The sequence below is a fragment of the Lysinibacillus sp. NPDC093197 genome, assembly GCF_044754025.1.
In the GTDB taxonomy this organism is placed as follows: domain Bacteria; phylum Bacillota; class Bacilli; order Bacillales_A; family Planococcaceae; genus Lysinibacillus.
The window spans coordinates 54,013-67,940 of sequence record NZ_JBIVOH010000004.1 but is presented as its reverse complement, the minus strand read 5'-3'; the positions used below and the strand labels follow the sequence as shown (position 1 = coordinate 67,940).

Here is a 13,928-nt window from a genome sequence, read left to right as displayed (position 1 = left end):
TAACGCTTTATGCGAGGTTTCCACTATGTAGCTAGATGAAATCCATTCTCATTTAGGGATATTTCATTGAAAATAGACTTTGTCTATTCTCATTAGCAGTTTCGATTCTAAAAAATCTGAAAATGCTTAAAAAGTCTTTATAATTCAAGATTTCATCATTGAAAAGTGAAAGTGGTCAAAATGGTTTGCATAGAGAACGATTTTCAGTTAAGATTAGAATGATGATAATTAAGGAATGGTTGCCCATTCACAGAACACACTATGGAGGTATTTTCATGTCAACTTTAGTAATTAAAGATCTTCACGTTGAAATCGACGGGAAAGAGATTTTAAAAGGCGTAAACCTTACAATTAATACAAATGAAATCCATGCAATTATGGGACCAAACGGAACTGGTAAATCAACACTAGCTTCTGCAATTATGGGACACCCAAAATACGAAGTTACTTCTGGTACAGTTGAACTTGATGGTGAAAACGTACTTGAAATGGAAGTTGATGAGCGTGCACAAGCTGGCTTGTTCCTAGCTATGCAATACCCATCAGAAATCGCTGGTGTAACAAACGCTGATTTCTTACGTTCAGCTATTAATGCACGCCGTGAAGAGGGCGACGAAATTTCATTAATGAAATTCATTCGTGAATTAGATAAAAATATGGAATTCCTTGAAATGAACGAAGACATGGCACAACGTTATTTAAACGAAGGTTTCTCTGGCGGTGAGAAAAAACGTAACGAAATTCTTCAATTAATGATGATTAAGCCAACTTTCGCTATTTTAGATGAAATTGACTCTGGTCTTGATATTGACGCACTTAAAGTTGTTTCTAAAGGTATTAATGCAATGCGTGGCGAAGGCTTCGGATGCTTAATGATCACTCACTACCAACGTCTACTTAACTACATCACACCAGACCATGTTCACGTAATGATGCAAGGTCGCGTTGTAAAATCAGGTGGCGAAGAATTAGCGCACCGTTTAGAAGCAGAAGGTTATGACTGGATTAAAAAAGAACTAGGTATCGAAGAAGAAACAGAAGAACAAGAAGCATAAGAAGGAGGACGAACTAGCATGACAGTGGAACTTAACTTGCCTGTAACATTACAGGACGTGCGCTCGTTCTCAGAGGCGAATGGTGAACCAACTTGGTTTGCAGAGCTTCGTACGGCAGCACTAGACAAAGCAGCTGGTTTAGATATGCCAAAACCAGATAGAACAAATATTTCAAAATGGGACTTCATGAACTTCCCAACTCATACAGTTGTCAGTGAAGAATTTGCTTCACTTGATGCACTTCCAGAAGAGGCACGTCGCTTAATTGATCTTGAGGCACAAGAAAACTTATATATTCAACGAAACAACACACCAGCGTTTATTAAAACATCACAGGAGCTTGCTGACAAAGGCGTTATTTTTACAGATATGTTAACAGCTATACGTGATCACGGTGAGCTTGTTCAAAAGTACTTCATGACTGAAGCGGTTAAAGTTGATGAACATAAATTAACAGCACTTCACGCAGCACTTGTGAATGGTGGCGTATTTGTTTACGTACCGAAAAATGTCATTATTGAGCAACCGTTACAAGTTGTATTCTTAAATGATAATGCAGAAGCTTCACTTTATAACCACGTATTAGTAGTAGCTGAAGCAAATGCAGCTGTCACATATGTGGAAACATATATTTCTACAGTTGAAGAAGCAAAAGCTCAAGCTAACATTATTTCTGAAGTAATTGTACAAGATAATGCACAAGTAATTTACGGTGCGGTTGATGTACTAGCTAAAGGTTATACTACTTATGTAAATCGTCGTGCTCGTTTAGCACGTGATGCAAAAGTTGACTGGGCTCTTGGTTTAATGAACGATTCAGATACAATTTCTGAAAATATTACACACCTTGTCGGTGACGGTTCACATGCTGATACAAAAACAGTTGTTGTTGGTCGCGGAGAGCAAAAACTAAACTTCACAACAGAAGTTCGTCACTGGGGTAAAAACTCAAATGGTCACATCTTAAAACACGGTGTGATGAAAGATGCAGCACAGTCAATTTTCAACGGTATTGGCTATATTGAACACGGTGCTACAAAAGCAGATGCACAACAAGAATCACGTGTGTTAATGCTTTCTGAAAAAGCTCGTGGCGATGCTAACCCAATTCTTTTAATTGATGAAGATGATGTAACAGCAGGACACGCAGCATCTGTAGGACGAGTAGATCCACTACAACTTTATTACTTAATGAGTCGTGGTATCTCGAAAGCAGAAGCAGAGCGCCTTGTTATCCATGGATTCCTTGCGCCAGTTGTTAAGCAATTACCTATAGAAGGCGTTCAAAAGCAACTGACGGAGGTTATCGAAAGGAAAGTTCGCTAATGATCAATAAAGACATTAAAAGCTATTTCCCAATATTAAATCAACAAGTAAATGGTCATCCACTTGTTTACCTTGATAGCGCAGCAACATCTCAAAAGCCTACTCAAGTAATTGAAGCAATTAAGCATTATTATGAATTTGATAACTCGAATGTTCACCGAGGTGTGCATACATTGGGAAATCGTGCGACTGACAAATACGAGGGTGCTCGTGAAAAGGTGCGCAATTTCATTAATGCGAAATCAACAGAAGAAATTATTTTTACTCGTGGTACAACGACTGCGTTAAATACAGTAGCTTCTAGTTATGGTCGTGCAAATGTTGAGCAAGGTGATGAAATTGTCATCACACATATGGAGCATCACTCCAACATTATTCCTTGGCAACAACTTGCAAAAGAAAAAAATGCAATATTAAAGTACATTGACCTTGAGGCAGATGGCACAATTGATCTTGAAAAGGTTCGAGCAACGATTACACCGAAAACGAAAATCGTGTCAGTATCAATGGCATCAAATGTTCTCGGTACAATTAATCCGATTAAAGAAATTGCAAAAATTGCACATGCTAATGGTGCCGTAATGGTAGCAGATGGTGCGCAAGCTGCACCGCATATGAAAATTGATGTGCAAGATTTAGATGTAGATTTCTTAGGCTTTTCAGGTCATAAAATGTGCGGTCCGACTGGAATAGGTGTACTATATGGTAAAAAAGAGCACCTTGAAAAGATGGAGCCAATTGAATTTGGTGGCGAAATGATCGATTTTGTTGGACTACAAGATTCAACGTGGAAGGAATTACCGTGGAAATTTGAAGGTGGTACGCCTATCATTGCAGGTGCAATCGGTTTAGGTGCTGCTATCGATTTCTTAACGGAAGTAGGGTTAGAGAATATTGCACAGCACGAGCATAAGCTTGTAGGCTATGCAATGGATCAACTTGAAACAATTGAGGGACTCAAAATTTTTGGTCCGCGCGATCCAATGAAACGTTGTGGTCTTGTTACGTTTAACTTAGATGATGTACATCCACATGATGTTGCAACAGTTCTGGACATGAATGGTATCGCTGTTCGTGCAGGACATCATTGCGCTCAGCCACTAATGAAATGTCTCCAACAAGTAGCGACAGCGCGCGCAAGCTTTTATCTGTATAACACGGAGGAAGATATTGACCGCTTAGTTGCCGGGTTGCGTTCTGCGAAGGAGTATTTTGGCGATGTCTTTTAATAATTTAGATCAACTATACCGTTCAGTTATCATGGATCATTATAAAAATCCTCGAAATAAAGGATCTTTAGATACAGATGCTGTAACAATTGATATGAACAATCCGACTTGTGGCGACCGCATTCACTTAACGCTTAAAGTGAATGATGGTGTTGTAGAAGATGCGAAATTTGATGGTGAAGGCTGTTCTATTTCGATGTCTTCTGCTTCGATGATGACACAAATTGTCAAAGGGAAAAAAGTAGAAGAAGCATTAGAGCTTGCTGAAATTTTTTCAAAAATGATGATGGGTGAAGAATATAGCGATAAATACGACCTTGAGGATGTTGAGGCACTGCAAGGTGTTTCTCAATTCCCTGCACGAATTAAATGTGCGACATTGGCTTGGAAAGCAATGGAAAAAGGCGTAAAAGAATAATAATTCGTGAACGGAGGAGAAATAATGGCTAAAAAAATGCCGGATATTGGCGATTACAAATACGGATTCCATGACAAGGACGTATCAATTTTCCGTTCAAAACGTGGTTTAACTGAAGAAATCGTCCGTGAAATTTCAAATATGAAGCAAGAGCCTGAGTGGATGCTTGAATACCGCTTAAAAGCGCTTGAAACCTTCTATACAAAACCAATGCCACAATGGGGTGGCGACCTTGGCGATTTAAACTTCGATGAAATTACGTACTACGTAAAACCATCTGAAGCTACGCAAAAATCTTGGGATGAAGTACCTGAAGAAATTAAAGCAACATTTGATAAATTAGGTATTCCTGAAGCAGAGCAAAAGTATCTTGCAGGTGTATCAGCTCAGTACGAATCTGAGGTAGTATACCACAATATGAAACAAGAGCTTGAAGATCTTGGTATTGTGTTTAAAGATACTGATTCTGCTTTACGTGAAAATGAAGATATTTTCAAAAAGTATTGGGGTAAAGTAATTCCTTACACTGACAACAAATTTGCTGCACTAAATTCAGCAGTTTGGTCAGGTGGTTCATTTATTTATGTGCCACCAGGTGTAAAAGTTGAAACACCTTTACAAGCTTACTTCCGTATTAACTCTGAAAATATGGGTCAATTCGAACGTACGCTAATTATTGTGGATGAGGGTGCACATGTACACTATGTTGAAGGATGTACAGCTCCTGTTTATACAACGAACTCTTTACACTCAGCAGTAGTAGAGATTATCGTTGAAAAAAATGCTTATTGCCGTTATACAACGATTCAAAACTGGGCGAACAACGTTTACAATTTAGTAACAAAGCGTACAGTTGTTGAAGCAAACGGTACGATGGAATGGATCGATGGTAATATCGGTTCTAAATTAACGATGAAATACCCAGCTTGTATCCTAAAAGGTGAAGGCGCTCGTGGTATGACATTATCAATTGCATTAGCTGGTAAAGGGCAACACCAACATGCTGGAGCAAAAATGATTCATATGGCACCTAATACATCTTCTACAATCGTTTCTAAATCGATTGCTAAACAAGGTGGTAAAGTAACATATATGGGTCAAGTACGTTTCGGTCCTAAAGCAAGTGGTGCACGTGCCAACATTGAATGTGATACGTTAATCATGGATAACCAATCTACTTCGGATACAATTCCATACAACGAAATTTTAAATGATAATGTTTCTTTAGAGCATGAAGCGAAAGTTTCTAAAGTATCAGAAGAGCAGTTATTCTACTTAATGTCTCGTGGTATTTCTGAAGAAGAGGCAACGGAAATGATCGTAATGGGCTTTATCGAACCATTTACGAAAGAATTACCAATGGAATACGCAGTAGAAATGAACCGTCTCATCAAGTTTGAGATGGAAGGTTCTATCGGCTGATTTTTTGTTGATGTACATGCGACTAGAGCTATTTTAGCTTTAGTCGCTTTTTATTTTGTAAGTATTTGCACTTAGAAAGTGTGTGCTATCATTATGTACATAAGGAGGGAGTCACTTGATTCGAGTTGGGTTAACAGGTTGGGGCGATCATCCTTCGTTATATAGTGGAGTGACTGCCTCAAAGGACAAATTATTCGATTACGCAGGTCATTTTTTAACGGTAGAATTAGATACATCTTTTTATGCCATTCCGTCAGTGGATAATGTTCGAAAATGGTGTGAGCTAACACCAGATTCATTTCGTTTTGTAATAAAGGCTTACCAAGGAATGACCGGACATTTGCGAGGGGAAATTCCATTTGAATCCAAAAACGATATGTTCAATGCTTTTATCGAATGTGCTAATGAATTTAAACGTCACGGGAAGTTAGCAATAATATTGGCACAATTTCCGCCATGGTTTGATTGTCAGTCAAAAAATGTACAATACTTATTGTATATTAGGCAACAATTAAAAGAGTTCGATGTGGCAATCGAGTTTCGGAATCAGACATGGTATGCAGAGAAGGTTGTTAAGCAAACAATGGATTTTTTAAAGGAACATCAATTTATTCATACAATTTGTGATGAACCGCAAGCAGGTATTGGTTCTGTCCCATTTTATCCTGAAGTAACGGCAAATAAAGCACTCGTCCGTATTCATGGGCGCAACATTCATGGCTGGCGTAATACGGGCAATTCAGAAAACTGGCGCAAAGTTCGTTTTTTATATGATTACAATAAAGAAGAACTACAACAACTCGGAAAGCATCTTCAAAGCATAGAGCCTAATGTGCAAGAGTTATTTGTTTTATTTAATAATAATTCTGGTCAACATGCTGCAAAAAATGCGAAGGAGCTTCAAGAGATGCTAGCTATTCGAGATGTTGGCCTAGCACCAAAACAATTAAATATGTTTGAAGGAGAAGTATAATGGAGTTTATTGTTTTAGCAGTGATTGCACTAGCCTCGGGGCTCATTGGTTCGCTTGTAGGGCTCGGTGGAGGAATTATTTTAGTACCTGCAACTTTATTTGTAGGATTAAACCTCGGGATGCTCCCAGATATTACACCGCAAAAAGTGGTAGGGCTATCGGTTGTAATGATGATCTTCACTGGGCTAGCGTCCACTTTAAGCTATATGAAATCCAAAACAGTGGATTACAAAAGCGGGTTTATATTCTTTTTAGGTAGTGTTCCAGGGACGATATTAGGTGCATGGGTAAATAAAGGTTTGGATTTACCCTCATTTAACTTATATTTTGGGATATTATTAATTGTTATATCGATAATTTTACTTGTACGCGATAAATTGAAACCTGTACAATGGTTTGTGAAAAATGGTACACAACATCAGTTTATCGATGAAGCAGGAAAAACGTATGTCTACGGATATCCAATTTGGTTTGCGTTATTATTTTGCTTTGCAGTCGGCTTTGCCTCAGGATTATTTGGAATTGGTGGCGGCTCAATGATCGTGCCTGCAATGATTATTTTGTTTTTATTTCCACCACATGTTGCAGTGGCAACTTCGATGTATATGGTATTCCTAACTTCGATTGTGAACTCTGGGAGTCATATTTATTTAGGACATGTACCGTGGCTTTATACGATTCCTGTTATTCCTGGAGCTTATATCGGGGCTAAATTAGGGGCAGCACTTAATAAAAAAATTAAATCCGATACACTTGTCCTAGCACTACGAATTATTTTATTATTATTAGGAATTCGTTCCATTATAGAGGGCTTATTGTAAAGAAGAGGTGGCTTGAATGCTGGAAAAAATTCATATTTTTCACACAAATGATTTGCATAGTCATTTTAAGTATTGGCCACGAATGCAAAACTATGTGACTACGCAACGTGCTCAGTATGAGGCTTTAGGTGAACCGAGCTTTTTAGTTGATGTTGGGGATCATTTAGATAGGTCGAATATTTATACAGATGCCACAATTGGCAAGGGCAATGTCCAATTATTAAACAACGCCGGTTATGATGTTGTCACAATAGGCAATAATGAGGGCATTACATTGTCGCATGAAGAGCTCTTTCATTTATACGATGACGCGCTATTTGAAGTCGTAGTGGGGAATGTTAATGCATTTAATGGGGTAAATCCAACGTGGTTGAAGCCTTATGTTATATTAACAACGAAATACGATACAAAAATTGCAGTTATTGCTGCGACAGCAATGTTCGAAATCTATTATAAGGAATTGAACTGGCAAATAGATGATGCTCGAAGCTCACTTATTCGTTTAACTCACCAACTTCGGAAAGAAGTTGATATTGTTGTTTGTCTGTCACATTTAGGAATTACTGAAGATGAGCTATTAGCGGAGGAATGTCCAGGAATCGATGTCATTTTTGGTTCACACACCCATCATACGTTGCCAAATGGTAAGTTTATCAACGGTGTCTTGCTCACAGGTGGAGGAAAATTTGGTCAATATACGGGACACCTCGTACTAGAATACGATAAAAAAACGAGGGAAATTGTTGAAAAAAAGGATACTTTAATTCATAATAAGGACTTGCCAATTGTTGAAAATGAAAAAGAGTTTCTGCTATCTTTAGAAGAAGAAGGTAAATGCTTATTAGACAAGCCTGTATTTTCAACCAAAAAGACGTACAATAAAGAATGGTTCCACTACTCACAATTATCACATCTATTTGCGCAAGCAATATTAGAAAAAAGTGGTGCGGACTGTGCGTTATTTAATGCAGGGATTTTTTTAGACGGCCTTCCAAAAGGAACGGTAACAGCGCTTGATTTGCATAAAATTTTTCCACATCCTATTAATTTATGTACAATTGAATTGTCAGTTTCGGAAATGAAAGAAATTTTTCAGCAATCGAAAAATGAAGAATGGCCCAATATGGAACTTAAAGGGTTAGGTTTTAGGGGCGTTATTTTTGGTAAGATGCTGACATATGGCTTTGCTATGAATGAGGATCGACAATTGCTCATAAATGGTAAGATGGCAGATAATGATCGTACTTATAAATTAGTGACACTTGATTTGTTTACGTTCGGTTATTTTTATCCAAGCTTTAAATATGCAAAGAAAAAATATATTTTACCTGATTTTTTACGAAACATTATGTTAGATTATGGGCAAAGTTTCTTTAAGCGATAGATAAACAAAGCTTTAAGAATGGATTGGGGAAGAAGTCATGCGATTAATTTCAATCGATGTATTAAAAGAAGGTATGGTATTAGGAAGAACCATTTGGAATGAGGCAGGTCATCCACTTTTAAAGAAAGACGTTGTCATTAATGAACGTATTATTGAAAGACTTCAACAGTTGAATACTCATTATTTATATATAGACGACAAACTTTCTGAAGGCATTGAAGTGAAGGAAACGGTTCCTGCTGATGTCCGAAACAAAACCATTTCGACCATAAAAGATTCTTTTCAATCAATAAATGGTTTAAGTACGGTTAATGCCTCTTATATACTTGATCAGCAATCGAAAGCGATTGTTACGATTGTCGATGAACTACTCTCAGCTGTTACAGGTAATAATGAAATTTTAACGGTTTTAACAGATGCTTATTTATTCGATGAATACTTATATCAGCATTCTTTTCATGTTACCTTATATTCGATTGCTATTGCAAAAGAATTGGGACATTCAGCCGAAGATCTTCGTTTAATTGGTATTGGTGCCTTATTGCATGATGTTGGAAAGCTTATGGTGCCGAAAGAGATACTCAAAAAACCAGGTCGCTTAACGCATGAGGAATTTGAAATGATGAAAATGCACACGCGTTTTGGTTTTGATTTATTACGTAATTTACATTCCATTTCCTTACTGGTTGCACATTGTGCTTTTCAACATCATGAACGCATTGATGGAAGTGGCTATCCACGTGGTTTAGTTGATTTTGAAATCCATCCATTTGCTAAAATTATTGGTGTAGCTGATGTATTCGATGCGGTGACTACAAATCGGGTATATCGTGAAAAGATGCTTCCTTCACAAGGGCTAGCCATTGTAGAAGCTGGCTCAGGTACACTTTATGATGCGCGCATTGTCAATGCATTGAAAAAATCAGTTGTACATTATCCGAATGGACTGATTTTAAAATTATCAGACGGTCGTCGAGGAATTGTTTCTAAACAAAATAATTTGGATTCTTCCTTGCCGTGGATTCGAATTTTTGAAGAACAAAATGAATTACTCACAGCGACATACGAAATTAATTTAGTGGACTATCCAACTGTAACAATTGATAGTATTGAAACCGATTATGTAGTACCATCGAGAGTCGTATAATTTGCTCCTCCTGTTCATAAGTTGTAGAACAGGAGGAGATTTTTTTGTTTTTCCCTCGAAAAAGGATGAAATTGCGAACGAATCATAAAAGAGGAATGCAGCTCAATCGTTTAACCTTATTAATTGTTGCGAGTATCATTTGTATAGTATTTTTTCTGTATTTTTTAAATGAACGTCTTAAACCCACATATTTGGAATATGCCGAAGTGCAGACGAATAAAATAGCGTCGTATGTTGTCAGTAAAGCCATTAACTCACGTACTTCTAACGTATTAGACGTTAATGATATAATCGAAGATGTACCATCTGGCACCTCTGTAACGACAAAATTTAATACTGAAATTATCAATAGAGTACGTGCAGAAACACTTGAACTTGTAAAAATGTATTTAGAGCAAGCAGAGCATGGAGAATTAGCCCATTTACCTGATTTAGATAATGTCGAATATGATATGAATAAAATTCAAGAAGGCGATGGAATTGTCTTTTTCGTCCCACTTGCACAGGCGGCTGATCTTCCTTTACTCGGTAATTTGGGGCCGAAAATACCAATTCGTTTTCATGTAATTGGTAATGTGCATAGTAATGTTACATCAGATATAAGGGAATTTGGCATTAATAGTGCCTATGTAGAAGTAGGTATTCATATAGAAGTTAATGTCCAAATAATAGTTCCATTTGCTAGTAAATCAACGACAGTATCTCAGGACATTCCGGTAGCGATGGGATTAACGAGAGGACCAGTACCAAACATTTATACAAATGGTGGAGATGCAGTACAACCATCCATAGAAGTCCCAGTTCCGTACCAATAGAAAAGTTTAAATTGAGAGTAAATGTTAGTTGTTGCCGTTCGTGTAATATGATACATTGACAACAGTGATGGTAGATAATATTCAACAAAAGATAACTTTGATAGGGGCGAATTTGTATGACATCCTGTAAACCTACTAGCCATGAAAAAGAAGAACATGTAAGAAAACCTGATTGGCTTAAAATTAAACTAAACACGAACGATGAATATAAAGGTCTTAAAAAGCTTATGCGTGAAAAAAATCTTCATACAGTATGTGAAGAAGCTCGCTGTCCAAATATTCATGAATGCTGGGGTGAGCGTCGTACTGCAACAATGATGATTTTAGGATCAGTTTGTACACGTGCTTGTCGTTTCTGCGCAGTAAAAACCGGTTTACCAAATGAGTTAGATCTTGCAGAACCAGAACGTGTTGCAGACTCAGTAGCCATTATGAATTTAAAGCACGTTGTTATAACAATGGTAGCACGTGATGATTTAAAGGATGGCGGTGCAGAAGTATTAGCTGAAACAGTGCGCGCTATTCGCCGTAAAAGTCCTTTCACGTCTGTAGAAGTATTACCTTCTGACCTTGGTGGTTTGAAGGAAAATCTTCAACTTTTAATGGACTCTAAACCAGATATTTTAAATCATAATATTGAAACAGTACGCCGTTTGACACCAAGAGTACGTGCACGTGCGAAATATGAACGTTCATTAGATTTTCTTCGTTTAGCAAAAGAGATGCAACCAGACATTCCAACAAAGTCATCATTAATGATTGGCTTAGGAGAAACGCATGAAGAAATTTTAGAAGTAATGGACGATTTACGTGCAAATAACGTGGATATTATGACAATTGGTCAATATTTGCAACCAACAAAAAAACATTTATCTGTAAAAAAATATTATTCACCTATTGAATTTGGCAAACTTCGCAAAATTGCAATGGAAAAAGGCTTTAAGCATTGTGAAGCAGGACCACTCGTACGCAGTAGTTATCATGCCGATGAGCAAGTGAATGCTGCAACGAAGGAGCGACAACTACAAGCTGAAGTATAATGTGAAAAGATTGACGAGAAAGGTGGTGTCACTTTGATAATTATAGAAGGATATGAATATGAAATTGTTGAAGATTACCGTGAAGCTTTTCAGGAAGAAGTCTTTAAAGAGCGGTACTCAGATATTTTAGTCAAATATGATTATATTGTAGGCGACTGGGGCTATAATCAGCTACGTCTAAAAGGTTTTTTTGATGATAAAAATCAAAAATCTACCTTTGATACGAAAATTAGTACGCTTCAAGATTACTTATATGAGTATTGTAATTTTGGCTGTGCATATTTTGTTTTACGTAAAGGCGGTAAAGTTATTTTACAGCCCGACGTTGTAGTAAATGAAGCAACCGAAGTGACAAAACCAAATGACAATGAACAAATAGCAGAATAGCTATAATGACCTGATGTGAAGTTTGCATCAGGTTTTTTTATTTCACTACGGTTGATTTCCGTTGCGGGCGGACACTTTCCGCGGGCACGCCGTAAGCCGCAACCCTCGCTGTCGCGCGGATTGTTGCGTCTTACGTGCTGTGCGTTCCCGCAGGAGTCGCCGCCCTCCACTACAATCAACAAATGTCGCATTTTCTTTTTGAGAAAAAAGATTAAATTTAAGTACAATCATCGCTCTTATGAATATTATGATAGTTGTCTTTTTCAACCATTAATTAAATAAAGGACTACTGTCGTTGATTTCCGCTATGGGCGGACGCTTTCCGCGGCACAACGTTAGTGTTAGTAGCACGCATAACATCCAAGTTTGGTGTGAGTATTTTGGATATAATATCCTAATAGATTTTTCATTTTATACAAAAGACTTAATACATTTAGCATATGTAAAATGAATGACATTTTCAGTCGAAGTTTAGCTTTCATAGGTTTATTAACAATGGGATACAATATAATTTAACTTGCTTCAGAAGAAGTCCTGATGATTTTAAAAGGAGCTTTTCGAGTAAGCTCGAAAAATACCGTTATGCAATTAAGCCTAGGCGTAATTGATTATTAATAAAGGTGTGATTTATATAAAAAGAGCAGTATTTTTGGACAGGGATGGCGTTATTAACGAAGTGTTGACCAAAAGGGTTAAATTTGTAAATAAACCTCAGCAACTGTTTTTCTTACCCGGCGTACCGGAAGCGATAAAAAATTTGAATAAGTTTTTTGATTACGTTTTTGTTGTAACGAATCAAGGGGGTGTGGGATTAGGTTTTATGAAGGAAAGTCAACTTAAAAAAATACACGTTCATATGGCGAGTGAATTAAAGAAACAAGGCGCTATTATTCATGAAGTAGTGTATTGTCCTCATAAACCGAAAGCTGGTTGTGACTGTCGTAAGCCGAATAGCAAGTTAATTGTTGATCTTGCTGAAACATACGATGTTGATTTATCCAAGTCCTATATGGTGGGGGATACAGATACAGACATAATAGCAGGGAAACGAGCTGGTACAAAGGGCGTTTTTTTAGGTAAACATGATCCACTAGCTGATGCAATATTCCCTAATTTAATAAGTGCAGTAGACTGGATAATAGAAGATGCACAATTTTAGCTCATAATGTATTAAGTATAAATCACATAAAAGAGGATAATTTATAAATTGGAGGTGAAAATTTTGGCGAACGATAAACAAAAGAAAAAACAATTAGACCGTGAAGAATACGGATATGGATTTGATATTAGTGTTGATGATTTAGCTGTTATTGGGCAAAACAAACAAGCAAAAAAACAAAATGATAACGAAAATAAAGACAAACCACATAATAAAGACAACCCATCAACCTTAAATCAATAAGGTTGTATGGATTGTCCCAGATGGTAATTCAATTAGCAAAATCCGTTAGTCGATAAGATTTTGACAAAAAAAATTTCGCTCTATTCCAGCGGGGCTGTTAATGTCAGATTGTACAACTTACGGAATGCCCCGAAGAAATAGATTAGCGGAATTTTTTTTGTATTTAAATCTTTAAACGGGTGTCAATTAAGTAATTCACGTAAGTATTCACGCAATTCCACTGTGTCCTCTTCAGAACGGTTGTACACATGCTCAAGGTAGCCAGGTTCTTCTATATCGTCTGGTCCTATAATGGCGAAACGGCCAAATTGGATATCCATTACAAGCACCTTTCCAAAGAAGCGTCCAGATTGTAAAATGGCTAAATCGTAACGAAGTTTTTGCCCTGCGAAACTTACAAAGCGTGTTTTTGTATCTTCTACATCATCATATAAGAAAAAACGTTCCATCTTTTAATCTCCTTCCAGTCCTATAGATATGGTACTATAGAAGAGAAAAGAGTATCAACT

Annotated in this window: 15 protein-coding genes; 14 read left to right on the top strand and 1 reads right to left on the bottom strand. The window is 37.1% G+C overall.

The features are described 5' to 3' along the window. The first annotated feature begins 275 nt into the window (after positions 1–275). The 14 genes from sufC (at position 276) to ACIP9G_RS12650 (ending at position 13,419) form a co-directional block, all read left to right on the top strand. Entirely contained in the window at positions 276–1,055 is a 780-nt protein-coding gene (gene sufC / locus ACIP9G_RS12715) for a Fe-S cluster assembly ATPase SufC (RefSeq protein ID WP_401012697.1), read from the top strand. An 18-nt stretch (positions 1,056–1,073) separates the two neighbouring features. Then, complete coding sequence (gene sufD / locus ACIP9G_RS12710) at positions 1,074–2,381, top strand: Fe-S cluster assembly protein SufD (protein WP_340822695.1); 1,308 nt, start codon at positions 1,074–1,076, stop codon at positions 2,379–2,381. Continuing rightward, complete coding sequence (locus ACIP9G_RS12705) at positions 2,381–3,610, top strand: cysteine desulfurase (protein WP_401019744.1); 1,230 nt, start codon at positions 2,381–2,383, stop codon at positions 3,608–3,610. The genes sufD and ACIP9G_RS12705 overlap by 1 nt, the downstream gene beginning before the upstream one ends. Further along, entirely contained in the window at positions 3,600–4,028 is a 429-nt protein-coding gene (gene sufU, locus ACIP9G_RS12700; protein WP_340822698.1) for a Fe-S cluster assembly sulfur transfer protein SufU, read from the top strand. Before ACIP9G_RS12705 ends, sufU begins: the two co-directional genes overlap by 11 nt. 24 nt (positions 4,029–4,052) lie before the next feature. Further along, positions 4,053–5,450 carry a Fe-S cluster assembly protein SufB gene (sufB, locus tag ACIP9G_RS12695; protein WP_340822699.1) on the top strand — a complete coding sequence of 466 codons (1,398 nt, stop codon included), beginning with the start codon at positions 4,053–4,055 and terminating at the stop codon, positions 5,448–5,450. Positions 5,451–5,565: 115 nt separating this feature from the next. Continuing rightward, positions 5,566–6,423 (top strand): DUF72 domain-containing protein, encoded by an 858-nt coding sequence (locus ACIP9G_RS12690; RefSeq protein ID WP_340822798.1) that lies wholly within the window; start codon positions 5,566–5,568, stop codon positions 6,421–6,423. Next, a complete protein-coding gene (locus ACIP9G_RS12685; RefSeq protein ID WP_401019740.1) occupies positions 6,423–7,244 on the top strand; it encodes a sulfite exporter TauE/SafE family protein in 822 nt (273 codons plus the stop codon). Before ACIP9G_RS12690 ends, ACIP9G_RS12685 begins: the two co-directional genes overlap by 1 nt. A gap of 16 nt (positions 7,245–7,260) precedes the next feature. Further along, on the top strand, positions 7,261–8,628 hold the full coding sequence (locus ACIP9G_RS12680; RefSeq protein WP_401019738.1) for a bifunctional metallophosphatase/5'-nucleotidase: 1,368 nt from the start codon (positions 7,261–7,263) through the stop codon (positions 8,626–8,628). Positions 8,629–8,665: 37 nt separating this feature from the next. Then, positions 8,666–9,775 (top strand): HD-GYP domain-containing protein, encoded by a 1,110-nt coding sequence (locus ACIP9G_RS12675; RefSeq protein WP_401019736.1) that lies wholly within the window; start codon positions 8,666–8,668, stop codon positions 9,773–9,775. Between the two features lie 44 nt (positions 9,776–9,819). Further along, positions 9,820–10,590: a sporulation protein YunB gene (gene yunB, locus ACIP9G_RS12670; RefSeq protein ID WP_340822805.1), complete on the top strand. Its 771-nt coding sequence runs from the start codon at positions 9,820–9,822 to the stop codon at positions 10,588–10,590. Positions 10,591–10,706: 116 nt separating this feature from the next. Beyond that, a complete protein-coding gene (lipA, locus tag ACIP9G_RS12665; RefSeq protein ID WP_340822807.1) occupies positions 10,707–11,630 on the top strand; it encodes a lipoyl synthase in 924 nt (307 codons plus the stop codon). Positions 11,631–11,663: 33 nt separating this feature from the next. Beyond that, positions 11,664–12,017 carry a YutD family protein gene (locus ACIP9G_RS12660; protein ID WP_401019733.1) on the top strand — a complete coding sequence of 118 codons (354 nt, stop codon included), beginning with the start codon at positions 11,664–11,666 and terminating at the stop codon, positions 12,015–12,017. 631 nt (positions 12,018–12,648) lie between these two features. Next, positions 12,649–13,176, top strand: coding sequence for a D-glycero-alpha-D-manno-heptose-1,7-bisphosphate 7-phosphatase (locus ACIP9G_RS12655; protein ID WP_340826436.1), 528 nt, complete (start codon positions 12,649–12,651; stop codon positions 13,174–13,176). A 48-nt stretch (positions 13,177–13,224) separates the two neighbouring features. Further along, on the top strand, positions 13,225–13,419 hold the full coding sequence (locus tag ACIP9G_RS12650) for a hypothetical protein (protein WP_401019732.1): 195 nt from the start codon (positions 13,225–13,227) through the stop codon (positions 13,417–13,419). A gap of 182 nt (positions 13,420–13,601) precedes the next feature. Here ACIP9G_RS12650 and ACIP9G_RS12645 read toward each other — a convergent pair whose 3' ends face one another. After that, positions 13,602–13,868, bottom strand: coding sequence for a DUF3055 domain-containing protein (locus ACIP9G_RS12645; protein WP_340822812.1), 267 nt, complete (start codon positions 13,866–13,868; stop codon positions 13,602–13,604). Positions 13,869–13,928: the final 60 nt, after the last annotated feature.